This is a genomic window from Mesorhizobium sp. B2-4-6 (assembly GCF_006442775.1).
Lineage (GTDB): Bacteria > Pseudomonadota > Alphaproteobacteria > Rhizobiales > Rhizobiaceae > Mesorhizobium.
The window spans coordinates 91,000-115,044 of sequence record NZ_VFVI01000004.1 but is presented as its reverse complement, the minus strand read 5'-3'; the positions used below and the strand labels follow the sequence as shown (position 1 = coordinate 115,044).

Annotated in this window: 20 protein-coding genes and 1 pseudogene; 11 read left to right on the top strand and 10 right to left on the bottom strand. The window is 64.9% G+C overall.

All coding sequences use genetic code 11. The features are described from left to right. Nucleotides 1-94: 94 nt before the first annotated feature. The 3 genes and pseudogenes from FJ957_RS13530 to FJ957_RS13520 all read right to left on the bottom strand — a co-directional run. Nucleotides 95-3,580: pseudogene (locus FJ957_RS13530) on the bottom strand (indolepyruvate ferredoxin oxidoreductase family protein); the annotation flags it as partial. A 196-nt stretch (nucleotides 3,581-3,776) separates the two neighbouring features. Then, complete coding sequence (locus FJ957_RS13525) at nucleotides 3,777-4,307, bottom strand: hypothetical protein (RefSeq protein WP_140832080.1); 531 nt, start codon at nucleotides 4,305-4,307, stop codon at nucleotides 3,777-3,779. Beyond that, nucleotides 4,300-4,908, bottom strand: a complete 609-nt coding sequence (locus FJ957_RS13520; protein WP_140832078.1) for a CGNR zinc finger domain-containing protein — start codon at nucleotides 4,906-4,908, stop codon at nucleotides 4,300-4,302. The genes FJ957_RS13525 and FJ957_RS13520 overlap by 8 nt, the downstream gene beginning before the upstream one ends. A 94-nt stretch (nucleotides 4,909-5,002) precedes the next feature. Between FJ957_RS13520 and FJ957_RS13515 the strand changes: the two genes are divergently transcribed. The 4 genes from FJ957_RS13515 to FJ957_RS13500 all read left to right on the top strand — a co-directional run bounded on the left by FJ957_RS13515 (nucleotide 5,003) and on the right by FJ957_RS13500 (nucleotide 9,502). After that, the gene (locus tag FJ957_RS13515) at nucleotides 5,003-5,908 is read left to right on the top strand and encodes a branched-chain amino acid ABC transporter permease (RefSeq protein WP_140832076.1); all 906 of its coding nucleotides are present in this window, start codon (nucleotides 5,003-5,005) and stop codon (nucleotides 5,906-5,908) included. 165 nt (nucleotides 5,909-6,073) lie between these two features. Further along, nucleotides 6,074-6,679, top strand: coding sequence for a TRAP transporter small permease subunit (locus FJ957_RS13510; protein WP_140832074.1), 606 nt, complete (start codon nucleotides 6,074-6,076; stop codon nucleotides 6,677-6,679). Then, on the top strand, nucleotides 6,679-8,463 hold the full coding sequence (locus tag FJ957_RS13505) for a TRAP transporter large permease subunit (protein WP_140832473.1): 1,785 nt from the start codon (nucleotides 6,679-6,681) through the stop codon (nucleotides 8,461-8,463). The genes FJ957_RS13510 and FJ957_RS13505 overlap by 1 nt, the downstream gene beginning before the upstream one ends. A 10-nt stretch (nucleotides 8,464-8,473) precedes the next feature. Beyond that, a complete protein-coding gene (locus FJ957_RS13500) occupies nucleotides 8,474-9,502 on the top strand; it encodes a zinc-dependent alcohol dehydrogenase family protein (RefSeq protein ID WP_140832072.1) in 1,029 nt (342 codons plus the stop codon). A gap of 134 nt (nucleotides 9,503-9,636) precedes the next feature. Here FJ957_RS13500 and FJ957_RS13495 read toward each other — a convergent pair whose 3' ends face one another. Then, nucleotides 9,637-10,746, bottom strand: a complete 1,110-nt coding sequence (locus tag FJ957_RS13495) for a TRAP transporter substrate-binding protein (protein ID WP_140832070.1) — start codon at nucleotides 10,744-10,746, stop codon at nucleotides 9,637-9,639. Between the two features lie 265 nt (nucleotides 10,747-11,011). On the opposite strand from FJ957_RS13495, the gene FJ957_RS13490 reads away from it, so the two are divergent. Then, a complete protein-coding gene (locus tag FJ957_RS13490) occupies nucleotides 11,012-11,785 on the top strand; it encodes a gamma-glutamyl-gamma-aminobutyrate hydrolase family protein (RefSeq protein ID WP_140832068.1) in 774 nt (257 codons plus the stop codon). A gap of 18 nt (nucleotides 11,786-11,803) precedes the next feature. Here the strand turns inward: FJ957_RS13490 and FJ957_RS13485 are convergent, their stop codons facing one another. The 5 genes from FJ957_RS13485 to FJ957_RS13465 form a co-directional block, all read right to left on the bottom strand. Next, complete coding sequence (locus tag FJ957_RS13485) at nucleotides 11,804-12,190, bottom strand: hypothetical protein (protein WP_140832066.1); 387 nt, start codon at nucleotides 12,188-12,190, stop codon at nucleotides 11,804-11,806. A gap of 173 nt (nucleotides 12,191-12,363) precedes the next feature. Continuing rightward, nucleotides 12,364-13,347 (bottom strand): 2-hydroxyacid dehydrogenase, encoded by a 984-nt coding sequence (locus tag FJ957_RS13480; RefSeq protein WP_140832064.1) that lies wholly within the window; start codon nucleotides 13,345-13,347, stop codon nucleotides 12,364-12,366. Next, a complete protein-coding gene (locus FJ957_RS13475) occupies nucleotides 13,344-14,366 on the bottom strand; it encodes a LacI family DNA-binding transcriptional regulator (RefSeq protein WP_140832062.1) in 1,023 nt (340 codons plus the stop codon). Before FJ957_RS13475 ends, FJ957_RS13480 begins: the two co-directional genes overlap by 4 nt. A gap of 81 nt (nucleotides 14,367-14,447) precedes the next feature. Further along, nucleotides 14,448-15,332 carry a DMT family transporter gene (locus FJ957_RS13470; protein ID WP_140832471.1) on the bottom strand — a complete coding sequence of 295 codons (885 nt, stop codon included), beginning with the start codon at nucleotides 15,330-15,332 and terminating at the stop codon, nucleotides 14,448-14,450. A gap of 177 nt (nucleotides 15,333-15,509) precedes the next feature. Further along, complete coding sequence (locus FJ957_RS13465) at nucleotides 15,510-15,917, bottom strand: DUF2000 family protein (protein WP_140832060.1); 408 nt, start codon at nucleotides 15,915-15,917, stop codon at nucleotides 15,510-15,512. 45 nt (nucleotides 15,918-15,962) lie between these two features. Between FJ957_RS13465 and FJ957_RS13460 the strand changes: the two genes are divergently transcribed. After that, on the top strand, nucleotides 15,963-16,820 hold the full coding sequence (locus FJ957_RS13460) for an AraC family transcriptional regulator (RefSeq protein WP_140832058.1): 858 nt from the start codon (nucleotides 15,963-15,965) through the stop codon (nucleotides 16,818-16,820). Nucleotides 16,821-17,025: 205 nt separating this feature from the next. On the opposite strand, the gene FJ957_RS13455 is transcribed toward FJ957_RS13460, so the two are convergent. Further along, nucleotides 17,026-17,496, bottom strand: coding sequence for a MarR family transcriptional regulator (locus FJ957_RS13455; protein ID WP_140832056.1), 471 nt, complete (start codon nucleotides 17,494-17,496; stop codon nucleotides 17,026-17,028). Nucleotides 17,497-17,883: 387 nt separating this feature from the next. On the opposite strand from FJ957_RS13455, the gene FJ957_RS13450 reads away from it, so the two are divergent. From FJ957_RS13450 to FJ957_RS13430, 5 genes are all read left to right on the top strand, one after another. Continuing rightward, a complete protein-coding gene (locus tag FJ957_RS13450; protein ID WP_140832054.1) occupies nucleotides 17,884-18,912 on the top strand; it encodes a GTP-binding protein in 1,029 nt (342 codons plus the stop codon). 224 nt (nucleotides 18,913-19,136) lie between these two features. Further along, nucleotides 19,137-20,111, top strand: a complete 975-nt coding sequence (locus FJ957_RS13445; RefSeq protein ID WP_140832052.1) for a WD40 repeat domain-containing protein — start codon at nucleotides 19,137-19,139, stop codon at nucleotides 20,109-20,111. A 163-nt stretch (nucleotides 20,112-20,274) separates the two neighbouring features. Next, complete coding sequence (locus tag FJ957_RS13440) at nucleotides 20,275-21,657, top strand: aspartate aminotransferase family protein (RefSeq protein WP_140832050.1); 1,383 nt, start codon at nucleotides 20,275-20,277, stop codon at nucleotides 21,655-21,657. Nucleotides 21,658-21,668: 11 nt separating this feature from the next. Then, nucleotides 21,669-23,075 (top strand): glutamine synthetase family protein, encoded by a 1,407-nt coding sequence (locus FJ957_RS13435; RefSeq protein ID WP_140832048.1) that lies wholly within the window; start codon nucleotides 21,669-21,671, stop codon nucleotides 23,073-23,075. A gap of 48 nt (nucleotides 23,076-23,123) precedes the next feature. Beyond that, complete coding sequence (locus FJ957_RS13430; RefSeq protein ID WP_181180564.1) at nucleotides 23,124-23,897, top strand: UdgX family uracil-DNA binding protein; 774 nt, start codon at nucleotides 23,124-23,126, stop codon at nucleotides 23,895-23,897. Nucleotides 23,898-24,045 lie beyond the last annotated feature (148 nt).

Here is a 24,045-nt window from a genome sequence, read left to right as displayed (position 1 = left end):
GAACGGCGCTGGGCCACGGTTGCACGGGGTTGCGACACACGGGACAGACTGGGAAATTCAGGGGGGTTGGCGCGGCGTCAACGCGCCGGCGCGATCATTCCGCTGCCCGAAGCGCAGGCTCCGCGGGGGCTTGATTCAAGCGCTCGATCAAGCGCGAGCGCTCGCCCGCCGCCTTGTCGGCGCTGGCCTGCCGGACGTGGCCGTAGCCGCGGATGAGCGCCGGCACGGAGGCCAGAGCCGTCGCTGCTTCAACCCTGCCCGGTGCCAGCGCCCCGGCGATCAGGTCAAGATCGGCCTCGTACTGCCTCAATGACTGCCGCTCGATGCGCCGCTCGGCCGTGTAGCCGAAAAGGTCGAAGGCGGTTCCACGCAGGCCCTTCATCGCCGCCAGCAGCCGGAAACCCTTCATCATCCACGGGCCGAAGCTCGATTTCCGGGGCTTGCCGTCACTGCCGCGCCGCCCGAGGATCGGCGGCGCGAGATGGAACTCGAGCTTCTCGTAGCTCTGGAACTGCTTGGCGAGGTCGGTGGCGAAAGTGCCGTCGGTGTAGAGCCGCGCCACCTCATATTCGTCCTTGATCGCCATCAGCTTGAAGAGGTTCCTGGCGACGGCCTCGGTCACCACGGACGAGCCGGGCACGGCCTTGGCTTCGGCGGCGTGCAACGTCGCCACGCGGTCGGCGTAACGCCTGGCATAGGCGGCGTTCTGATAGGCGGTAAGGAAAGCGACGCGGCGGGCGATCACATCGTCCAGCGTCTCAGCGGGTTTTGACGCCGGCTTGCCGGTTTGGGCGACCAAGCCACGCACGAAATCGGGCTGATGCGCGGCACGACGGCCCCAGCGGAAGGCGGCGATGTTCATCGCCACCGCCTCACCGTTCAATTCTATCGCCTTTTCAACGGCTTCGGCCGAAAGCGGCAGGCCGCCATGCTGGAAGGCGAAGCCGAGCATGAACATGTTGGCGCCGAGCGAATTGCCGAACAAGGCCGTCGCCGTGCGGGTGGCGTCGAAGAAGTGGGCCTTGTCGTCGCCGGCAGCCGCCCGGATCGCCTTCTTCAGCCGCTCGACCGGCAGCGAGAAATCGGCGGAACGGGTGAATTCGCCAGGCATGATCTCGGCGGTGTTGGCGAGGAAGATCGTGTGGCCCTCGCGCACCGCGCCCAGCACCTTCTTGGCGCCGGAGACGACGAGGTCGCAGCCGAGCACGAGATCGGCCTTGCCGGCTGAAACGCGAATGGCGTGGATGTCCTCGGGCGTCGGGGCGATGCGGACGTGGGTGAAGACCGAGCCGCCCTTCTGGGCGAGGCCGGCCATGTCGATCATGCCGCAGCCCTTGCCTTCCAGATGCGCGGCCATGCCGAGCACCGCGCCGACGGTGACGACGCCGGTGCCGCCCACCCCGTCGATGATCGCCGCCCAGCCCTGGTTGCCCATGCGGAACTCGGCCGGCGCGGGCACGCCGTCGAGCGGATCGGCCCTGCCGGCAATGCCTTCGGCCTTCCTGATCTTGCCGCCATGCACGGTGACGAAGGACGGGCAGAAACCGTTGAGGCAGGAAAAATCCTTGTTGCAGCTCGACTGGTCAATCCGGCGCTTGCGGCCCAATTCGGTTTCGACCGGCTGGATGGAGACGCAGTTCGACTGCACGCCGCAATCGCCGCAGCCTTCGCAGACCAGCTCGTTGATGAAGACGCGCTTGTCGGGATCGGGGAAGGTGCCGCGCTTGCGGCGCCGGCGCTTTTCGGCGGCGCAGGTCTGGTCGTAGATGAGCACCGAAACGCCCTGCACGTCGCGCAATTCGCGCTGGACGAGATCGAGGTCGTCACGGTGATGGATGCTGATGCCGGCCGGGAAATCGACCTTGCCGGCATATTTGTCCGGCTCGTCGGTGACGACGGCGATGCGGTCGACGCCCTCCGCGCGCACTTGTCTCGCGATCATATCGACGGTCAGGCCGCCCTCATGCGGCTGGCCGCCGGTCATCGCCACCGCGTCGTTGTAGAGGATCTTGTAGGTGATGTTGGCGCCGGAGGACAGCGCGAAGCGGATCGCCAGCACGCCGGAATGATTGTAGGTGCCGTCGCCGAGATTCTGGAAGATGTGGCCGCGCTTCGAGAATGGCGCCTGGCCGACCCATTGCGCGCCCTCGCCGCCCATGGCGGTGAAGCCGACGGTGTTCCTGTCCATCCACAGCGCCATGAAATGGCAGCCGATGCCGGCGGCGGCGATCGAGCCGTCCGGCACCTTGGTCGAGGAATTGTGCGGGCAGCCCGAGCAGAAGAAGGGCGTGCGCGAACCGATATCGACGGTGTCGGCGAGCATCGCCTGGAATTGGCGCAGCCTCGCCAGCCGCGCGGCGATTTCTTCCGACGGGCCGATGGTGCGCAGGATCCGCTCGCCGAGCGCGATGGCGATCTCGTTCGGGTCGAGCGCGCCCTTGGCCGGAAACAGCCAGTCGCCGCGCTCGTCCTTCTTGCCGACGATCACCGGCTGCGTGGCGGTGCCGTAGAGGTTCTCGCGCAGCTGCACCTCGATCAGCGAGCGCTTTTCCTCGACGACGACGATGGTGTCGAGGCCGCGGGCGAACTCGGCGATATGCTGCAGGTCGAGCGGCCACGGGCAGCCGACCTTGAACAGGCGGATGCCGATGCGGTTGGCGGCCTGTTCGTCGATGCCGATATCCTCCAGCGCCTGGCGGACATCGAGATAGCTCTTGCCGATGGTGATGACGCCGAGCTTGGGATTGCGGCCGCCGGAATAGACGATGCGGTTGAGACCATTGGCCTGGATGAAGGCGGAAGCGGCGGCGCGCTTGTATTCATGCAGCCGCTCTTCCTGGCCGAGCATGTCGATCTCGTGGCGGATGTTCAGCCCGGCCGGCGGCATGTCGAATTCGGGAATGACGATGCCCAGACGCTCGATCGAGGCGTCGACCGAGGCCGTCGATTCGATGTTGTCCTTGACGCATTTGATCGCCGCCCAGGTGCCGGCGAAGCGCGACATGGCAAAGCCGTAGAGGCCATAGTCGACGATCTCCTGGACGCCGGCCGGATTGAGGATCGGCACCATGGTGTCGACGAACAGGAATTCGGTGGCATGCGCGTTGGTCGAGGATTCGGCCATATGGTCGTCGCCCATCAAGGCGAGGACGCCGCCATGCTTCGACGAGCCGGCTAGATTGGCGTGGCGGAAGACGTCGCCGGAACGGTCGACGCCCGGCCCCTTGCCGTACCAGACCGAAAAGACGCCGTCATGCGTGCCCTCGCCCAGCAATTCGGTCTGCTGCGAGCCCCAGCAGGCGGTGGCGGCGAGCTCCTCGTTGAGGCCGGGCTGGAAGACGATGTCGGCCTGCGCGAGCTGCTTCTTGGCCCGCCACAGCTGCATGTCGAGGCCGCCAAGCGGCGAGCCGCGATAGCCGGAGACGAAGCCTGCCGTGTTGAGGCCGGCGCGGCGGTCACGCTCGCGCTGCATCAGAAGCATGCGCACGACCGCCTGCGCGCCGGACAAAAAGACGCGCTCCTTGCCAAGGTCGAACTTGTCGTCGAGCGCGACGTCGTGCAGCGTCATCAAGCATTTCCTCTGCGGAGGCGCCTCAAATCAGGCAGCCAACGTCGGAGTGGGACGCCGCAGTCTTTCTTCCCTTGCGGGAGAGGTCAAACAAAATCGCTGAGGCCAAATAACACGCAACAAACGGTCTGGCGAGTGGCCGGCGGCGCATACAAGATCATGCTAACCGCTTCCTGAGGAACAAAAATTTCGCGCGGGCGCCGGCGTTTCAGGTCGCTTTCGAACAATCCGGCTTCGGTTCGCCCGGCAGCCTGCCGTCCGGATGGCCGGCCAGATCGGAATTCAGCTCGTAGTTCGGCCCGATCACCAGCGGCCGGTCCGGCAGCATGGTCTGGTCCTCCGACGAGGTCATGGTGGTGTCGATGGCCTGCAGCAACGTGCCGCTCGCATCCTCGATGCGGATCGAGACGCTGTAGGGCTTGTCCTTGACCACGCAGGAAAGCGGCGGACTGGTGAGCGTGATGTGGGGCAGCTTCGGCCAGATCTTCTGGTTGACGATGAGCGGGTCGCCGCCTGCCGGGTTCTGGAAGCTCACCACCGCGACCTGGCCGTCGACCATCGGGCGAAGCGGCTTCAGCGTGATGACATAGGTGGCGATGGCCAGCCGGTAATTGAACTCGAACAGCTTGCCGGAGATGGCAAAGAGCTGGTCGTTGCCGGTGTCGCGGCAGGCGCCGAGCGCGAATGCCGCGGCCAGGGCGGCGCCGACCAGAGCCGAACGCGACAATTCCCTAAACATTGCTGACCTCCCTGGCCGCTGTACGGCGGCGGTAATAGCGGTTTGCCTTCTGGCGGTTGCCGCAAACGGCCATGTCGCACCAGAGGCGGCTGGCGTTGCGGCTGCGGTCGACGAACAGCCAGCTGCAATTGGGACAGATCCTCAGCCTCGCCACCGTTTCGTCGCGCAGCAGCGACAGGGCCGAAACGGCCAAAGCCGCCTCGAAGGCGATCGGTGTTTGCGGATCGCCGAAAGGCTGGCCAGGCGTTCCGATCTCGGTCTCGCTGCCGGACAGGCCGCCGGCGCAGGCCGTGAGGAAATCCGGCAGGTGGCTGGTCGCGAGCGCGCCGTTCGACACGGCGTGGCGAAACAGGCGATCGGTCGCTTCGCGGATCGAGATGACGATTGGCTTTATCTCGCCCGGCTCCGGCGCCCGCAGCCGGCGGCAGCCGAGCTCGGCGGCGCGAAAGCCGCTCGCCGCTTCGGCGAAACGGGCGATCTCGGCCGGTTCGTCGAAACGGTCGAAGGTTTTTTCCGGATCATTGCGCAATACGACGGTGTTCGCCGTATCGAGCGCAAGGATGCCACCGGTGAAACGATGCGGGGTCCAGGAGACTGTCATGGGCGGAAATCTAACCGATAAAACGCATTTGACAAGTTAGATTCCGAATGCAACGGTCCATGCAGGTCGCGTCATGCGACCCGTGGGATGCCGCATGCTCTATTTCTTCCAGCAGGTGCTGAACGGGCTGCATTCGGGCGCGCTCTATGCCCTGCTCGCCTTTGGCTATGTGCTGACCAACGGCATCCTGCATCGGACGAACCTCGCCTATGGCGCGCTGTTCGCCTTTTGCGGCCAGACGATGATCCTGACGGCCGCTTTCGGCTACCAGGCGCTGTGGCTGACGCTGGCCGCCGCGGTGGCGCTCGGCGTGGTCGCGGCTGTTCTTTATGCGGCGCTGATCAGCCATGTGTTGTCGCGCAGCGTTTTCGAGAGGCTCGCCGACCGCTCGCCCAACGCCATCGTGGTGACGACGCTCGGCATCCTGCTCTTCCTGTCGGAGGCGAGCCGCATCGCCGCCGACACGCACGATCTCTGGCTGCCGCCGATGCTCGCCAACCCCGTGATCTTCGCTGAGGGCGACGGCTTCAAGGTCACGCTCACCGTCATCCAGCTGCTCGATTGCGCGGGCGTGATCGCGGTCGTGGCGCTGGCGGCCTGGCTGTTTTCGCATTCGCGCTTCGGCCGCGCCTGGCGCGCCGTCTCCGACGATCCGAAAGCGGCGGCGATGTGCGGCGTCGATGTGCACGCTGTGTTCCGCCTTGCCGTGCTGTTCGGGGGCTTTTGCGCCGCCCTGGCGGGCGTGCTTGCCGGCCTCTATTACGGCAATGTCTCCTTCGGCACCGGGCTGATTTACGGCCTCAAAATCCTGTTCGTGACGGCGGTCGGGGGCTATCTGTCGCCGCTCAAGGCGGCGCTTGGCGCCGCGGCTTTCGGCATGGCGGAATCGCTTTGGGCCGGCTATTTTCCGCTCGAATGGCGCGACGCCTGGATCTATCTCTTCCTCGTCGCCATGCTGGTGCTGATCGGCGCCGGGCGCGACCAGGCCAAGATCGCCTGAACCATCAGACTTTGGTTGCATGACGTTCGGTGAGCCCGCGGGGTTGCCGCCGTCGTGCCCGCTTCGTCCTGTTGACCTGCCGGACCACGCACTGCATACCGTTGGGCCAAGCGACGCGACACCGGAGGGGGAATCGGGCGCGCCGCATGGCCAGGGAGGATATGCATGGCAGGGCTGCTCGCTCTATCCAGGACGGTCGACCGCATCAACGAGTTCATCGGCCGCTGGGTCTCCTGGCTGATCCTGCTCGCGATCCTGGTGAGCGCCGGCAATGCCGTCATCCGCAAGGTGTTCGACACGTCCTCCAACGCGTGGCTGGAGTTGCAGTGGTACCTGTTCGGCGCCGCCTTCATGCTGGCCGCCGCCTACACGCTGAAGCAGAACGATCATATCCGCATCGACATCGTCTACGGCATGCTCTCGCGGCGCGTGCAGCACTGGATCGACCTGCTCGGCCACCTGTTCTTCCTGATGCCCTTCGTGGTGCTGATGGTGATCTATTTCGTGCCCTATGTGTCGCTGTCCTTCCGCAGCGGCGAGATGTCGACCAATGCCGGCGGCCTCATCGTGTGGCCGGCCAAGGCCATCCTTCTGGTCGGCTTCTTCCTGCTTGCTCTGCAAGGGGTTTCCGAGATCATCAAGAAGGTCGCCATCATACGCGGCGACATGGAGGATCCCAATCCTTTCGTGTCGGCGCACGACCAGGCCAAGCTCGAGGCGGAAGCGCTGGCCGAAGAGGCCAAGGCGATCGCGGGCGAGGTCCGCCCGTGATCGAATTCATCGCGCAGAACATGGCGCCGATCATGTTCGCCTCGCTGGTCATCTTCCTTTTGATCGGCTACCCCGTCGCCTTCTCGCTCGCCGCCAACGGCCTGCTGTTCTTCTTCATCGGCGTGCTGGTCTCGCCCTATTCAGGCGGGTCGATCAATCTTGCCTGGCCGCTGCTGCATGCGCTGCCGGACAATTTCTACGGCACCAGGGTGATGTCCAACGACACGCTGCTGGCGATACCCTTCTTCACCTTCATGGGCATCGTGCTCGAGCGGTCCGGCATGGCCGAGGATCTGCTCGACACGATCGGCCAGCTGTTCGGGCCGATCCGCGGCGGGCTTGCCTATGCGGTGGTCTTCGTCGGCGCGCTGCTCGCCGCCACGACCGGCGTGGTCGCCGCTTCCGTCATCGCCATGGGGCTGATCTCGCTGCCGATCATGCTGCGCTACGGCTATGACCGCCGCGTGGCTTCCGGCGTCATCGCTGCCTCCGGCACGCTGGCGCAGATCATCCCGCCGTCGCTGGTGCTGATCGTGCTTGCCGACCAGTTGGGACGCTCGGTCGGCGACATGTATGCCGGCGCGCTGATCCCCGGCCTCGTGCTGACCGGTCTCTACATGCTCTACATCCTGATCATGTCGATCGTCCGGCCGAACTCGATGCCTGCGCTGCCGCTCGAAGCCCGTACCCTCGGTCACGGCGTGATATCTCTGCTGGCCGCACTTGCGGTGACGGGCGCGATTTCTTACGCAGCCTACCGGTACCTCGCGCCGAACCACGGCGACAATGCCGATATCCTCGGCTTTGCCATCGGCGTCGTCGTCATCTATGTCGTCGCCATCGCGGACCAGCGGCTGGGACTCAACCTCATGTCCAAGCTGGCGCAGCAGGTGGTGATCGTGCTGATCCCGCCGCTGGCGCTGATCTTCCTGGTGCTGGGCACGATCTTCCTCGGCATCGCCACGCCGACCGAAGGCGGCGCCATGGGCGCCGTCGGCGCGCTCATCATGGCGGCGATGAAAGGCCGTCTGACGATGGACGTCGTCAACCAGGCGCTGGCCTCGACGACCCGGCTTTCCGCCTTCGTGCTGTTCATCCTGATCGGCGCGCGCGTGTTCTCGCTCACCTTCTACGGCGTCAACGGCCATATCTGGGTCGAGCATCTGCTGATCTCGCTGCCGGGCGGCGAGACCGGCTTCCTGATCGGCGTCAACATCCTGGTCTTCGTGCTCGCTTTCTTCCTCGATTTCTTCGAGCTCGCCTTCATCATCGTGCCGCTCTTGGCGCCGGCTGCGGACAAGCTCGGCATCGACCTGATCTGGTTCGGCGTGCTGCTTGGCGTCAACATGCAGACGAGCTTCATGCATCCGCCCTTCGGCTTCGCGCTGTTCTATCTGCGTTCGGTGGCGGCCCGCGTGCCTTACCTCGACCGGATCACCGGCAAACAGATCGCGCCGGTCACAACGGGGCAGATCTATTGGGGCGCGGCGCCATTCGTCCTGATCCAGGTGATCATGATCGGGCTCACCATCGCCTTCCCGCAAATGGTCATGCGCTACAAGGGAAATGCCGTGGAGCCAAGCACCATCGACCTCAAGCTGCCGGACATGCCTTCGCTGTCGCCGCTCGGCACGCCGCCGGCGGACAATGGCGCGGCTCCGGCCAATGGCGGCGCGCCGGCGGCACCCGGGACGCCCGACCTGTCGCAACCGCCGAGCTTCGGCGACGCGCCGGCCAAGCCGGCCCCCGCGCCCGATCTCTCGCAGCCGCCCAAATTCAATTGAGGTTATCGCCATGAGAGCCATACGGTTGGAGGCAGTGGGCAGCATAGGGTTGCGAGAGGTTCCCAAACCCGTTCCCGGGCCGGAAGACGTTCTCGTGCGCATCGAAGCCTGCGGCGTCTGTGGCACCGACCGGCACCTCTTCCATGGCGAATTTCCCTGCACGCCGCCGGTGACGCTCGGCCATGAGTTCTCCGGCATCGTCGAAGCTGTCGGCGAGGCGGTGTCAGACATTGCCGTCGGCGACCGGGTCACCGGCGATCCGAACATAGCCTGCGGACGCTGCGCCCATTGCCATGCCGGCCGCGTCAATCTCTGCGGCAATCTGAGCGCCATCGGCATCCACCGCGACGGCGGCTTTGCCGACTATGTGGTGATGCCGCAGAAGCAGGCCTTCCGGCTGCCGGCAAATCTCAAGCCGACGCATGGCGCCTTCTGCGAGCCGCTGGCCTGCTGCCTGCACGGCATCGACCTTGCCGCGATCCGGCCGGGTTCGTCGGTGGCGGTGCTCGGCGGCGGCGTCATCGGCCTGCTCGTCGTTCAGCTGGCCAAGCTGGCGGGCGCGGCGACCATCATCCTGTCGACCAGACAGGCCTCGCGCCGTACGCTCGCCGAAGAGCTCGGCGCGACCGCGACTGTCGATCCAAGTGCCAGCGACCCAATCGCGGCCATCGCCGGGCCGACCGGCCTGGCGCCCGGCGGCGTCGACGTGGTGCTGGAATGCGCCGGCGTGCGCGACACGGTCGAGCAGTCGATGCGGATGGCAAGGGCCGGCGGCACGGTCGTCATCGTCGGCGTCGTGCCGCAAGGCATGAAGGTGGAAGTCGAGCCGTTCGATCTCTTGTTTCGCGAACTGAAGGTGCTGGGTTCCTTCCTCAACCCGTTCACGCATGGACGGGCGGCTCAGCTGATCGCCTCCGGTGCGATCGAGATCGACCGGCTGATCTCGAGGCAGGTCAGCCTGGAAGAGGCGCCGGACGTAATCGCCAATCCGCCGGCGCCGGGCGAGGTCAAGGTGCTGGTGGTGCCGGGTCGAGGTTAAGACCTTCCATCGTTTGTGCCCCCAGCGCCTCTATCCAGGGGGAATTTCCAAATTGCCGAAGCCGGCGCCGCCCCTCGTCCCCCTGCCGGGACCTTCTCCCCGCATAGTGACGGGGAGAAGGGACTGGTCGCGGCCTACAGCTTGCCGTTGCGCTGCTGCACCATCATGAAGGTGTCGTAATTGTATTCTGCGACCTGGGCCCAGAGATAGTGCTCCTTGCGGAACGCCTTGATCGATTCCCAGATCTTCTTGAAGGGCGCGTTGTTGGATTCCATCTCGGCATAGACCTCGTTGGCCTTCTCGAAGCAGGCCGCCATGATCTCCTGGCTGAACGGCCTTAGCTTCGCGCCGCCGGCCACCAGCCGCCGCACCGCCGGCGGATTCACATAGTCGTATTTCTGCAGCATGTTTGCATCCGCGGCCTGCGCCGCGGTGCGCACCAGCGATTTGTAGGTCGGCGAGAGCTCTTCATATTTTGCCTTGTTGAACAGCAGGTGGACGGTCGGGCCGCCTTCCCACCAACCTGGATAGTAGTAGTAGGGCGCGACCTTGTAGAAGCCGAGCTTCTCGTCGTCATAGGGGCCGACCCATTCGGCGGCATCGATGGTGCCCTTTTCCAGCGCCGGATAGATGTCGCCGCCGGCGATCTGCTGCGGCACCACGCCAAGCTTCTCGACGACCTTGCCGGCAAAGCCGCCGATGCGCATCTTGAGACCCGACAGATCGGCGACGCTGTTGATTTCCTTGCGGAACCAGCCGCCCATCTGGACGCCGGTGTTGCCGCCCGGCAGGCCGAACAACCCTTGCGCTCCGAGGAATTCGTTGAACAGGTCGATGCCGCCGCCATGATAGTGCCATGCATTCATGCCGCGCGCGTTGAGCGAGAAGGGCACGGCGGCACCCAGCGCCCAGGTGGGATCCTTGCCCCAGTAATAATAGGCGACCGTATGCGCCGCTTCGACGGTGCCGGCGGCGGCGGCGTCGGCCGCCTGCAGGCCGGGCACCAATTCGCCCGAAGCGAAGACCTGGATCTGGAAATTGCCGTCGGTGGCTTCAGACAGCATCTTGGAGAAGACTTCGGCGCCGCCATAGATCGTGTCGAGCGACTTCGGGAAGGACGACGCAAGCCGCCAGGTCACTTTCGGGTTGGACTGGGCAATGGCCGGCGTGGCAAGTGCCGCGGCCGCTGCGGCGGCGCCCACGCCGGACACGCCGGCCTTGCGAATGAATGAACGACGATCCATTAAGTTTCCTCCCTTGCGGATCAGCTGACCGATGCGAGGGCATCCTCGGTGCCCTGATCGGTTGGGGAGAAACATACACGGGCAAGAAGTCGAGTCCAGCGCCGCGGGCCGCGGTTGCCGCCATTCCGCAACCGCCTGCAACTATAGTCTAACGTTCTCTTCGCTGGCCTATCTGAGGCGGCCAAACTTGCCATGGAAAAGCCGCGACGGATCGCTTATTTTATAGGCAGGACAAATCCTTGGTCTGATGGAAACCAAACCCAAAATGCAGCAGCCGCTCGTCGCCGTCTCGACCGACGTCCGCCAGTTCGACAATTACACCTGGCACGCAGCCCCCCAGCAATATCTGGAAGCCGCAGTCGCGGGCGCCGGCGTGTTCCCCTTGCTGGTGCCGTCCTTCGGCGATCGGCTCGACCTCGACGAATTGCTGTCGTCGGTCGACGGCGTCATGGTGACCGGTTCGAAGTCCAATGTGCATCCTTCGCTCTATGGCGGGGACCCGAGCGAGGCCAACGGCCCTTACGATCCGGCGCGCGACGCCACGACGCTGCCGCTGATCCGCAAGGCGATCGAGCGCGGCGTGCCGCTTTTAGCCATCTGCCGCGGCATCCAGGAACTGAACGTTGCGCTCGGCGGCACGCTGGGCACCGAAATCCAGGAGCGCGAGGGCTCGCTCGACCACCGCGCGCCGGTGAGCGACAACCAGGACGAGCGCTTCGGCATCCACCAGACGATTTCGATCAAGCCCGGAAGCTGCCTTGCCGACGTGTTCGGCGCCGGTGAAATCAAGGTGAATTCCCTGCATCGCCAGGCGATCGACCTGCTGGGCTCCAGGCTCCAGGTGGAGGCTTTGGCTGGCGACGGCACGATCGAAGCGGTTTCCGTCAAGGATGCCCGCGCCTTCGCGGTCGGCGTGCAATGGCACCCCGAATACTGGGTGAAGTCGGACAGCAATTCCGCCAAGATTTTTCGCGCATTCGGCGATGCGGTACGCCTGCATGCGGCCGCGAAAACAGGTGCTCGCGCCGCGGCAGAGTAAGCTCGGACAGTTCCGCGATTATTCGCCCGTGTTCAGCGCCAGAAGCGGCGCGGCCGGCGCGTAGGATTCGTAGCCGTCGCCATCGGCAACGCCGAAGGTGACGATCGGGTCGACGCCGTTCTCGCTGAAGGCGACCGAGCCGTCCGTCTGTTCGCGCCAGAATTTCGCGTGCTCGATGCCAGGCATCAGCTTGCGGCAGTTCGGGGCGACGGAAAGCAACGACAGGCCGTCCGAGACTTCGGCGCCGCGGTGGATGGCGCAGGCCGCCTCATCGCCATTGGCGGTCAACCGGTAAGTGTTTGTCGAGGCGACTTCCGTGGCCACGCTTTGGCCGTTGCCGCCATGCAGGAACTGAACGCCCTCGAACAACGCGACCGACGCCACCAAGCCAACGAACAGCTTCACCCTGTCTCTCCGCACATAACCAAGTATGCAGAATTATTCCAAAGGGTTAAGTGGGCGTTAATAGATGTGGTGACGTGTGCGGATTGGAGCAATTCCAGGCCGGGCTTCCGTCCGGAATTGCACCAAAAACAAAGAGATAGGCCGTTCGCAGTTTCGTGAAACGGCGAAACGCTTCAGGCGTGCGCCTCGACGTTGAGCGTCTCAGGCACCGGCGTCAGCGGCCGGCGCTCGGTAAACCACGACACGAGGTTGTCGACGCACAGATCGGCCATGGCGCGGCGGGTGTGGTCCGACGCCGAGCCGACATGCGGCAGAAGCGAGGTGTTGGGAGCGTCGAGCAGAGCCTGCGGCACGTTCGGCTCATCGGCAAAGACGTCGAGCCCGGCGGCCGCGATGCTGCCGCTCTTGAGGGCGGCGGCCAGCGCCGCCTCATCCACCGTCGAGCCGCGGCCGATGTTGACCAAGACGCCGTCCGAACCCAGCGCCGACAGGATCGCGGCATTGATCGCTTTCTCCGTGGCGGCACCGCCCGGGGCAATGCAGACCAGCGTGTCGACGGCTTCGGCGAGGCCTTTGAGCGTGGCATGATATTCGTAAGGCAGGCCTTCGACCTTGCGGCGGTTGTGGTAAGCGATCGGCAGGCCGAAGGCTTCAAGGCGACGGGCGACGGCACGGCCGATGCGGCCCATGCCGAAAATGCCAATGCTGCGGCCGCGCAAGGTAAGCCGGCTCAGACGATAATTGCCCTTCTCCACCCAGTCGCCGTCGCGCAGCCATTTCTCCGCGGCGTAGAGCTCGCGCACGGTGTTGATCAAAAGGCCAATGGCGGTGTCGGCGACCTCCTCGGTCAAGACGTCGGGCGTGTTGGTGACCATGATGCCGCGCTTGGCCGCATGATTGGCGTCTACCGAATCATAGCCGACGCCGAAGCTGGCGATGATCTCGAGATCGGGCAGCGCGTCGATCATCGCCGCGTCGATGCCTGCATAGGAGGCGATGCCACGCACCGTGGCGCGCATCTCGTCCGTCACCAGCCCAGGGTCGGCGCGTTCAATCCGCACAAGCTTGAACGCCTTGTCGATGCGGCCGACGGCATGGTCGTTGAAATCGCCCGGCACCAGGATGGCCACCGGCAATTTTCCCTCGGCCTTGGTCATGCACGCTCCACCGGCTTGCCGGTCGACTGCCGCACGTGCAGTTCAGGCTTGATCAGCTCCTGCGAGGGCCGCACCGCCTGCCCGTTCAATTTGTCGAGCAAGGCGCTCGCGGCGCGGCGGCCGACCTCGCGCTGGCCGTTCCAGACCGTGGTCAGGGCCGGCGTCGCGATCGCCGCCTCCTCAAGATCGTCATAGCCGGTCACGGAAATATCGACGCCCGGCACGAGGCCGGCGCGCGCGATGCCGTTCATCAGCCCGATCGCGACCAGATCGTTCCAGCAGCAGGCGGCGGTGGGCCTGTCCTTCAGCGCCAGAAACTGTCCCGCGGCCTCGAAACCCGCCTGCTTGGTGCGCGGCCCGGGAATGCGCCAGGACGGCTTCACTTCCAGGCCGGCCGCTTCCATCGCGTTGAGATAGCCCTGGTAGCGGTCGCGGCCGGTCGAGGTCTGGTCGGTGCCGCCGACCATGGCGATGCGCTTGTGGCCGAGCGAGATCAGATGATTGGTGGCGAGCGCGGTGCCATAGGCATCGTCGCCGCGGAACACCGGCACGCCGGCGCCGGCGACGGTGCGCGCGATCAGCACGGCCGGCAGGCCGTTTTCCTCGGCCATGATGATGTCCTCGGCCGGCGTGCCGATGGCCGGCGACATGATGACGCCGTCGGCGCCGAGCTGCAGCAACGTGTCGATGAAGGTGCGCTGCTTTTCCAACTGGTCGTAGTGGTTGGACAGGATGAAGGTCTGCCGGCTGCGGTCGAGCTCGCTTTCGATCGAGCGCAGGATCTCGGCGAAGAACGGATTCATGATGTCGTGCACGACGACGCCGACGATGCCGGAGCGCGAGGTGCGCAGCGAGGCGGCGCGGCGGTTGTAGATATAGCCGATGGCGCGGGCGTGCTCCTTGATGCGCTCGCGCGTGGCGCCGGCCACCAGCGGGCTGTCGCGCAGCGCCAGCGACACCGTTGCCGTGGAGACGCCGAGCGCATCCGCGATCGTCGAAAGCTTGATCTTCTGTGCCAGTGCCCTTCGCTCCCCAGGGTCCTTGGATTCAAAGTCTTTAAATTTTTTAAAACGGCCTTATGCCACCGGATTCGGCGCAAATCAAAGTTTTTTCGCCAGCGCCTCGGCTTCGGTGTCGAGCGAGGCGGAGTTGCGGACGCGAAGCCGATGCTCGCGGTGGATGATGTAGAGGCCGCTGGCAACGATGATGGCAGCACCCAGCAACGTCCAGCGATCGGGGAACTGGTGGAAGATCAGCCAGCCGGAAATGATCATCCACACCATCTGCGAATAGGGATAAGGCGCGAGCTGCGTCGTGGTCGCCAGACGATAGGCCCGGACCAGCAAATAGTGCCCGCCCGCCCCGAAGACGCCCAGCATCAGGACGACGAACCATTGAAAGCCGCCGTGCGGCAGCGCAGGCGAGAAGGCAAGCATCGGGGCCAGCAACACCGACGGCGCCAGCGCCGAGAACAGGATCAGGCTTTCCGACGTTTCCGTCGCCGACATGCGCCGCGTCATGATGACGTAGAAACTGTTCGACAGCATCGAGCAGAGCGCGAAGAGATGGCCGATGCCGAACACGCCGACGCCGGGCCGGGTGATGACCAGAACACCGACAAGGCCGGTGAGGATCGCCAGCCAGCGCCGCCAGCCGGCCCATTCGCCGAGCAGCGGCCCGGCAAGCGCGGTGATGACCATCGGGCCGAAGAAATAGATCGACGTTGTCTCGGCCAGCTGCAGCGTCTTGAGCGCCAGGATGTTGAACATGGTCGAGCCGAAAAGCATGCATCCGCGCAAAATATGCGCCGGCAGGTTGTTAGCGCGAAAACGTGCCGGCTCGCGCCAGCCGCGCAAGAAAAGGCCGACCAACAGCACATGAACGGTGAAGCGGGCCCAGGCGACGATCAACGCCGAGACGCCGGCCAGCACCAGATATTTGCTGGAGGTGTCGAGAAAGGTGAAGCAGACATAGACGCAAAGCATCAGAAGCATCGCCGCAGGCGGCGTTGCGCTGTCGTCTTGGGTGCGGGAAACGGACAAATTCGGGCCGAAAGGAAACAAAGGCGGAAGCCCAACCTTTGCGGCAATCAAAGCTTGCCGGCAAGCCAATTGTCCGACGTGGCCGGACCAAAAGCGGCCGCTGCAACAACGCCCCGGCGTTCAGCCATGCATTCGGGCGCCCTTTGTGATCTTGTCGACGAGCTTTTTGTCCCCGCGCAAGGCGATACCAACGATCCTGGCATCGTCCGGCGCGAATTCGGCGAAGACGGCGCGGTTGGCGGCATCATGGCCGGTCGAAAACATTTCCTCGACATAGGCCGACGTCGTCACGCCGCGCTCCAATGCCCTGCGATGGATCGTGCCCAGCGTCGCCGCATCGGCCGACAGGACGATGACCGGCTGGATCGACATCGGGTTGTAGAGGTTGCCGGCGTGGTCGCGATAGGGCTCGCCTATGATCTCGGGGAATTGCGCGACGATGCCGCTGGTCAGGAACGCGGTGACGTTGAGCTTCTGCCACACGGGCAGATCCTCTCTCAGGACAATTGCAATTTTCGTATCGAACACCAAGATTGAGACTCCGGGACGGCCCATGACGGGCGGGAAAGGGCGATGGCGCAGGCTCTAGGCGCAGAAGCGAAGGAAGGTCTTGAACGTTCGTGCGCGGATGCGGCCAACGGCGATCGCATCGTTTCGGCGCCGGGCGGCTCGGGCCTCGAACGCATCGAGGCGCGCTTCCACGGCAATGCCTTCGAGCTGCATCGCCACGACACCTATGCCATTGGCGTGACGTTGCAGGGCGTGCAGCGCTTCCACTATCGCGGCGCGCTGCGGCACAGCCTGCCGGGCCAGGCGATCGTGCTGCATCCGGATGAATTGCACGATGGCGGCGCCGGAACGGAAGACGGCCTGCGCTACCGAATCCTGTATCTGGAACCGTCCCTCCTGCTTGATTGCCTCGATGGCGAGCCGCTGCCTTTCGTCCGTGACGCCGTGGTCGACGATCCGGCGTTGCGCGACACGCTGCTCTCGGCGCTGGCGCCGCTGGACGAAGCACTCGGCGACCTGTTCGTGGCGGATTTCGTTGCGCGGCTGGCGCAACAGCTGAAACGCCACGCCGGGCAGCCGGCAAAGTCGACAGGCAAGACCGCATGGCGCGCCGCCGCGCTTGCCCGCGACTATCTGGAGGAGAATGCCGAGCGGCCGGTGCGCTCCGATGAGCTGGAAGCCGTTACCGGCCTCGACCGTTACGCGCTCTCGCGCCGTTTTCGCGCCACCTATTCGACCAGCCCGCATCGCTTCCTGCTGATGCGGAGACTGCAAAGGGCGCGACGCATGATTGCCGAGGGAGAGTCGCTGGCGGAGATCGCCGCCGCCGCCGGTTTCAGCGACCAGAGCCATTTCAACCGGCATTTCAAGAAGGCTTTTGGATTGACGCCGGGGCGCTGGGCGGCGCTGGTAAGCGCGTAAGCGCGATGCGCAGCATCGTCGCTTAACCGCGAGACGTCCGGTGATGGCGCTCAAGCGCGACGCGCAGCGTCGTCTCTCTTTCCGCTAAGCCGGTGTGTGGAGCGACGATGCTGCGCATCGCGCGTGGATCGCTCGAGACGACGCTATCGCGTCGCTCGTTAATGGGACCGCCGCGCGGTTGAGCGACGACGCTTCCGCGTCGCGCTTAATCATCCATCTCCGCGTCGTCGTCCATGAGCACCAGGTCTTCGTTCGACAGGTTCGCCTCGATACGGGCGAGCAGCTTGAACAGCGCTTTCTGGTCCTTCTTGTCGAGGCCCTTCAGCGCCTGCTTCTCGGTCTTCTTGACCGACTTCTCGATGGCGCGGATGGTCTCGCGGCCGGACTCGGTGAGGAAGATGTGGGCCTGGCGGGCATCGGAGTTGGAAGCTCGCTTTTCAAGGAAACCCTGGGCCTGCAGCCGGTTGATGGTCTTGGTGATGGTCGGCGGACGCACGCCTAGCCGGCCGGCGAGATTGCCTGGGGTCTGGCCGTCCTCGCGGTCCAACGCCAGCATGATCTGGTCCTGGCCGGCATAGAAGCCGTGCGCCAGAAGCCGCGCGGCGAGCGCCGTTCGCGCGAGCCTTGCCGCCGAATGCAGCCGGCTCATTGTCGCTGTCTTGTCCGCCTTGGCCATGGTCGTTCCCTCTTCAGCCGAACCGGCGCGGGCAAGCATAGAGGCTGTCCGGCGGCTGGCAAATGACGATTTAAAGAGTCCGGCTTTGCAGAACGCTTTGCCGGCAAGCATTGCGGTGCCCGCGCAGGTGATGCCAGATGTTTATTTCAGTTAGATGACAAACGACTTTTGCGACGGCGAGATTCACGGCGGAAGCCGGCCAGAGCCATTGGACGCTCACGCGGCGCCGCCGTTTGGCCCGCATGGGCCGCCGCCGATCGATCCTCGGCGCCATCCCGGCTGAAGCGGCCGCCTGGCCCATCGGTTTGGCGCGTGCAAAAGCGCGGCACCCATCCTATATGAGGCCGACAACCCAAGATTTTCGAGGCCAAGATTTCGAGGCAAGCCATGAGCGATGCACAGACGCAAATCCCCGTAACCGTTCTCACCGGCTATCTCGGCGCGGGCAAGACGACGCTGCTCAACCGCATCCTGTCGGAGAACCACGGCAAGCGCTACGCCGTCATCGTCAACGAGTTCGGCGAGATCGGCATCGACAACGACCTGATCGTCGAATCCGACGAGGAAATCTACGAGATGAACAATGGCTGCGTGTGCTGCACGGTGCGCGGCGATCTGATCCGTGTCGTCGAGGGCCTGATGAAACGCCCTGGCCGCTTCGACGCCATCGTCGTCGAGACCACGGGTCTCGCCGATCCGGTGCCGGTGGCGCAGACGTTCTTCATGGACGACGACGTGCGCACCAAGACCAAGCTCGACGCGGTTGTGGCGCTGGTCGACGCCAAGCACCTGCCGCTGCGCTTGAAGGATTCCAAGGAGGCCGAGGACCAGATCGCCTTCGCCGACGTGGTGGTGCTGAACAAGACCGACCTTGTCACGCCTGACGAGCTGGAAAAGGTCGAAGCGACGATCCGCGCCATCAACCCGGCGGCCAGGATCCATCGCACCCAGCGCTCCGGCGTGGCGCTTAGCGAAGTGCTCGACCGCGGCGCCTTCGACCTGTCGCGCGCGCTGGAGAACGATCCGCACTTCCTCGACGCGGACGACCACGACCACGACCACCATCATCATGACGGCCACGATCATCACCATCACCACCATGCTTCCGACATCCACGACGTGACGGTGAAGTCGGTGTCGCTGCGCGGCGGCGAGATGGACCCGAAGAAATTCTTCCCCTGGATCGAGAAAGTGACCCAGATGGAAGGGCCTAACATCCTGCGGCTGAAGGGCATCATCGCGCTGAAGGGCGACGAGGACCGCTATGTGCTGCAGGGCGTGCACATGATCCTCGAGGGCGATCACCAGCGCGCCTGGAAGGACGGCGAGAAACACGAAAGCAGGCTGGTCTTCATCGGCCGCGATCTCGACGCCGAGCGGTTGCGCAAGAGTTTTGAAGCCTGCCAAGCGGCTTGATTTCCTGACTTTCAGGCGCTAGCGCTGCCCCTTCGTCCTTCTCTCCTTGTGGGAGAAGGTGGCCTCGCGAAGCGAGGTCGGATGAGGGGGTGCTTGGCAGCGACGGCGATCCGTCACCCACCCCTCATCCGTCTTGGTGCTACGCGCCAATCCACCTTCTCCCACAAGGGGGGAAGGTTGAGCCACACCCAGCCGCGCTGGCTAATCTCGAACGGACCGCTTGCATGCCCACAGTCGCCCCGCTTGATCTCGAAGGCCATTGCGTTGCGGCGGTGTTCCTCAACGACGTGCCGCATTTCGCTTTGGCCGACGGCGCGATCCATCGGTTGGACAATGGACAAAAGACGGTGCAGGCCAATGACGGCCTGCTTGCCACCTTCCACGACGCGGCCAACGACCGGCTGATCACCGGCGGCGAGGACGGCAGGGTGTTTGCCGTGAAGGCCGGTGGGGAGGTGAATGAACTCGCCAATGCGGGCAGGAAATGGGTCACCAGCGTCAGCGCCGGGCCACAGGGCGCGATCGCCTATGCCTCGGGCAAGACCGCCTTCGTGCGTTTCGCCGACGGCAAGATCAAGGAATTTACCCATCCGCGCTCGGTGGAGGGGCTCGCCTTCTCGCCCAAGGGCATGCGTTTCGCCGTCGCCCGCTACAATGGCGCGACGCTGCATTTCCCGGCCGCCGAGGGCAAGCCGGTGGAGCTCGAATGGGCCGGCGCCCATACCGGCATCACCTTTTCGCCGGACGGCGCCTTCCTCGTCACCACCATGCAGGAAAACGCGCTGCATGGCTGGAAGCTTGCCGACGGCAAGCACATGCGCATGAGCGGCTATCCGGGCAAGGTGAAAAGCCTGTCCTGGAGCGTGAAGGGCAAATGGCTGGCGAGCTCGGGCGCGCCGGCAGCGATCGTCTGGCCCTTCGCCAGCAAAGACGGGCCGATGGGCAAGGCGCCGCTGGAGCTCGGCACGCGCGGCAACACCATGGTGACATGCGTCGCCTGCCATCCGAGCCAGGATGTCGTGGCGATCGGCTACGAAGACGGCATGGTGATCGCGGCGCGCTTCGCCGACGCCAAGGAGGTGCTGCTGCGTCGCCCCGGCAAGGGCGCCGTCACCTCCATGATGTGGGACAAGGAAGAGCGACGCATCGTGTTCGGCAGCGCGGCCGGCGATTGCGGCGTGATCGATATTACGGGGTGAGGCAGTAGGGATTAGGGAATAGGCAGTAGGGAATAGAAAAAGAGCCCTACTGCCTACTGCCTACTGCCTACTGCCTACCGCCTGATCCAACGTCCGCCCCGACGCGGCCAATTGCGGTTTTGCAAACCGGTTGGCAGAGTGCCGCGCGAACACAGGGGTTTTCATGCAGGCACCGGATAGTTCAACCAGGTCCATCGGCGGCATCGACGTCGCCCGCATCGCCGAATTGCGCGAGACGGAGGCAGCCGCCTTCCGTAAGGCACGGCCGAAATCCGAGGCGAAGCTGGGCAACGGCATCGTCGGTTTCCTCGGCGGCGTGCCGATGCACTGGATGACCGACTGGCCGACGCCGTTCCCGATTCTGGTCGACGGCGCGAAAGGCGCCACCATTACCGACATCGACGGCAACAAGCTCGACGATTTCTGCCTTGGCGACACCGGTTCGATGCTCGGCCATTCGCCGCCGGCGGTCGCCCGCGCCATCCGCCGGCAGTCCGGGCGCGGGCTGACCTATATGCTGCCCAGCGAGGATGCACTAGCGATCGGCGCGCTGCTGCAGCAGCGCTTCGGCCTGCCCTACTGGCAGATCGCCACGACCGCCACCGACGCCAACCGCTTCGCGCTGCGCGTCGCCCGTGCCGTGACCAGGCGCGAGAAGATCCTGGTCTTCAACGGCTGCTATCACGGCTCGGTCGACGAGACGATGGTGCGGCTGATCGACGGCAAGCCGGTGAATAGGCCTGGATTGGCCGGCGAATTCCGCGACCTGACGCGAGCAACCAAGGTTGTCGAATTCAACGATGTTGCCGCATTGGATGCAGCGCTGGCTGACCGCGACGTCGCCTGCGTCATCGCCGAGCCGGTGCTGACCAATTCCTGCATGGTGCTGCCGGAACCCGGCTTTCACGACGCGCTGCGACGTTTGACCCGCGAAGCCGGCACGCTGCTTCTGATCGACGAGACGCACACGATTTCGACCGGCCCCGGCGGCTATACGCGCAAGCACGGGCTGGAGCCGGACCTGTTCGTGCTTGGCAAGCCGGTAGCGGGCGGCGTGCCGGCGAGCATCTGGGGCATGAGCGAGGAGGTCGCCACGCGCTACGGCGCCTACAACCGGGTGAAGGAGCCCGGCTATTCCGGCATGGGCACGACGCTGTCTGCCAACCCGCTGCAATTCGCGGCGATGCGGGCGACGCTGGAAGAGGTGATGACCGAGGAGGCCTACGCCCATATGGACCGGCTGGCGCGCCGCCTCGACGCCGGGCTGACATCCGTCATCGCGCGCAACAAGCTGCCCTGGCATGTCGCGCGTGTCGGCGCCCGCGTCGAGTTCATCTGCGCGCCCGGGCCGCTGCACAATGGCGGCGAGGCGGAAAAGGCGCATGCGCCTGAGCTGGAGGCCGCAATCCATGTGGCGCTGGTCAATCGCGGCGTGCTGATCGCGCCGTTCCACAACATGATGCTTATCTCGCCGGCAACGACTTCAGCGCAAGTGAGCCGGCTGATCGCCGCCTTCGCCGCGGTTGCGGCAAGGCTTACGGCGTGAGAAAAGCGGCGATGGACAATCCGAACGCCGTAACAACTTCGCCCTCCGGCTCGACGCCTGCCGAGGCGAAGGCCTTTCTCGACGCGCATCCGGAGATCGAGGCGTTCGACATCGTGCTTACCGACGCCAACGGCATCGGCCGCGGCAAGATCGTGCGCCGGCACGAGCTGATGGGCATTTTCGAGAACGGCCGGCACCTTCCGATCTCGATCCTCGGCCTCGACATCACCGGCGAGGACGTGCACGAAACCGGGTTGGTCTGGGACACCGGCGACGGCGACCTGCGCGCATGGCCGATCCCAGGCACGTTGGCGCCGCTCTTCGGCACCAACCCGCCGCGCGGCCAGGTGCTGATGTCGATGCACCACCTCGACGGCGCGCCGATGACCTCAGACCCGCGGCTGGTGCTGGCAAGGCAGGTGGAACTGCTGGCGGCACGCGGCCTGCATCCGGCCGGCGCCTTCGAACTCGAATTTTTTCTCCTTGCCAACGAACGTGACGCGGACGGCAAGGTGCAAGCCGCGCGCGCGGTGCTCGACGGCCGCCGCTCGGCCAAGACCGAGGTCTATTCGGTCGACCATCTGCATGGCATGGAGCCGCTGTTTTCCGACATCTATGCGGCTGCCAAGGCGCAAGGCATCCCGGCCGAAACCGTCATTTCCGAATACGCGCCCGGCCAGTACGAGCTGACGCTCAACTACCGCAAGGACGTCATGCGGGCAGCCGACGACCTCGTCATGCTGAAGCGGCTGGTCAGAGCGCAGGCGCGCCGGCACGGCGTCACCGCCTGCTTCATGGCCAAGCCGATCGAGGCCTATGCCGGCTCGGGCATGCATTTCCATGTCTCGCTGCAGGACGATGCGGGCCGGAACGTGTTTACCGAGGCCGCCGGTGAAAAGTGGTCGCCAACACTGCTCAATGCGCTTGGCGGCCTGATCCACACCATGGCGGAATCGATGCTGGTGTTCGCGCCGCACGCCAATTCATGGCGGCGCTTCGTCGCTCAATCCTACGCGCCGGTGGCGCCGACATGGGGCGTCAACAACCGCTCGGTGGCGCTGCGCGTGCCGGCGGGCGACGCCAAGAACCGCCGCATCGAGCACCGGCCGTCGGGCGTCGACGCCAATCCCTACCTGATCGCCGCAACGGTGCTGGCCGGCATCGTCAAAGGCCTGGATGAGGGTCTGGACCCCGGCCCCGAGACGACCGGGAATGGCTACGAGCAGGCCCCGGAGAAGTCGACCATGCCGGCCGACTGGCGCGCCGCGATCGAGGCGGCCAGGGGCTCCGATTTCCTGAAATCAGCGCTCGGCGCCGACCTGCATCGCACCTTCGTGGCGATCAAGCAGGCGGAATATCTGCGTGTCGCCCGCACCGTCAGCGAGCTGGATTATCATCTCTATCTGCACGAGGTGTGAGCACAGGGCCTGACAGGCGCGGCGATCGCGCTTTGGCGACGGCAGGAGATGCCGAAGAAATATTGGCGGAACCTTCCCGTGGCCTCGCTCATTCCAGATTTGATAGCAGGAGCAGACAGAGCCGCGTCAGAGATGATCGCCCGGATGCCAACCACCCCAGCACCGCACCATGTCAAGGTGAAGGTCAAGCGTTGGCCGACGCCCGAGCCGGCCGATGTGGTTGCGCCTGAAGCCGAAGACATTCCGGAGTTGCGCGAAGAGGCGAAAGGCTGCCATCGCTGCCCGCTCTGGCGCGATGCGACGCAGACCGTGTTCGGCGAGGGACCGGAGAATGCCAACGTGATCTTTGTCGGCGAACAGCCCGGCGACCAGGAGGATCTGGCCGGCAAGCCTTTCGTCGGGCCGGCGGGCAAGGTGTTCGACAGCATCCTGGACGATGCCGAGATCGACCGCCGCAAGGTCTATGTGACCAATGCGGTGAAGCACTTCAAATTCGAGCCGCGCGGCAAAAGGCGCATCCACTCGAAACCCAATGCCGGCGAGATCCAGGCCTGCCGCTGGTGGCTGGACAAGGAGCTCGATCTGATCGAGCCGAACCTCGTGGTGGCGCTCGGCGCAACGGCGGCGCAGTCGCTGCTCGGCAAGGCGGTGCCGATCACCAAGATGCGCGGCGATGTGATCGAGCGCGAGGATGGCTTGCGCGTGTTCGTGACCATCCACCCGTCCTTCATCCTGCGCATCCGCGACCGGGAGGACAAGGAGGCCGAGAAGGAGCGGTTCTTGCAGGATATGCGGAAGGTGAAAGGGCTGATGGCTGCTTGACGGGGTATTGCTAGCCGCTTCTCTTTCGATCACTCATGTAATGCCGATTAAGCGGCGATCGTCCGCGCTGCCTCTCATTGCCCTGCCGGGCATTTCTCCCCGTATAGTGACGGGGAGAAAGAGCTGTCGCGCAGCGCTTCGACAATCG

What these genes read in the sequence shown, in the direction of transcription:
- FJ957_RS13525 (WP_140832080.1), bottom strand. Translation starts at nt 4,307, where the DNA reads ATGTTTAGGGAATTGTCGCGTTCGGCTCTGGTCGGCGCCGCCCTGGCC.
- FJ957_RS13520 (WP_140832078.1), bottom strand. Translation starts at nt 4,908, where the DNA reads ATGACAGTCTCCTGGACCCCGCATCGTTTCACCGGTGGCATCCTTGCG.
- FJ957_RS13515 (WP_140832076.1), top strand. Translation starts at nt 5,003, where the DNA reads ATGCTCTATTTCTTCCAGCAGGTGCTGAACGGGCTGCATTCGGGCGCG.
- FJ957_RS13510 (WP_140832074.1), top strand. Translation starts at nt 6,074, where the DNA reads ATGGCAGGGCTGCTCGCTCTATCCAGGACGGTCGACCGCATCAACGAG.
- FJ957_RS13500 (WP_140832072.1), top strand. Translation starts at nt 8,474, where the DNA reads ATGAGAGCCATACGGTTGGAGGCAGTGGGCAGCATAGGGTTGCGAGAG.
- FJ957_RS13495 (WP_140832070.1), bottom strand. Translation starts at nt 10,746, where the DNA reads ATGGATCGTCGTTCATTCATTCGCAAGGCCGGCGTGTCCGGCGTGGGC.
- FJ957_RS13490 (WP_140832068.1), top strand. Translation starts at nt 11,012, where the DNA reads ATGCAGCAGCCGCTCGTCGCCGTCTCGACCGACGTCCGCCAGTTCGAC.
- FJ957_RS13480 (WP_140832064.1), bottom strand. Translation starts at nt 13,347, where the DNA reads ATGACCAAGGCCGAGGGAAAATTGCCGGTGGCCATCCTGGTGCCGGGC.
- FJ957_RS13470 (WP_140832471.1), bottom strand. Translation starts at nt 15,332, where the DNA reads ATGCTTTGCGTCTATGTCTGCTTCACCTTTCTCGACACCTCCAGCAAA.
- FJ957_RS13460 (WP_140832058.1), top strand. Translation starts at nt 15,963, where the DNA reads ATGGCGCAGGCTCTAGGCGCAGAAGCGAAGGAAGGTCTTGAACGTTCG.
- FJ957_RS13455 (WP_140832056.1), bottom strand. Translation starts at nt 17,496, where the DNA reads ATGGCCAAGGCGGACAAGACAGCGACAATGAGCCGGCTGCATTCGGCG.
- FJ957_RS13450 (WP_140832054.1), top strand. Translation starts at nt 17,884, where the DNA reads ATGAGCGATGCACAGACGCAAATCCCCGTAACCGTTCTCACCGGCTAT.
- FJ957_RS13445 (WP_140832052.1), top strand. Translation starts at nt 19,137, where the DNA reads ATGCCCACAGTCGCCCCGCTTGATCTCGAAGGCCATTGCGTTGCGGCG.
- FJ957_RS13440 (WP_140832050.1), top strand. Translation starts at nt 20,275, where the DNA reads ATGCAGGCACCGGATAGTTCAACCAGGTCCATCGGCGGCATCGACGTC.
- FJ957_RS13435 (WP_140832048.1), top strand. Translation starts at nt 21,669, where the DNA reads ATGGACAATCCGAACGCCGTAACAACTTCGCCCTCCGGCTCGACGCCT.
- FJ957_RS13430 (WP_181180564.1), top strand. Translation starts at nt 23,124, where the DNA reads ATGCCGAAGAAATATTGGCGGAACCTTCCCGTGGCCTCGCTCATTCCA.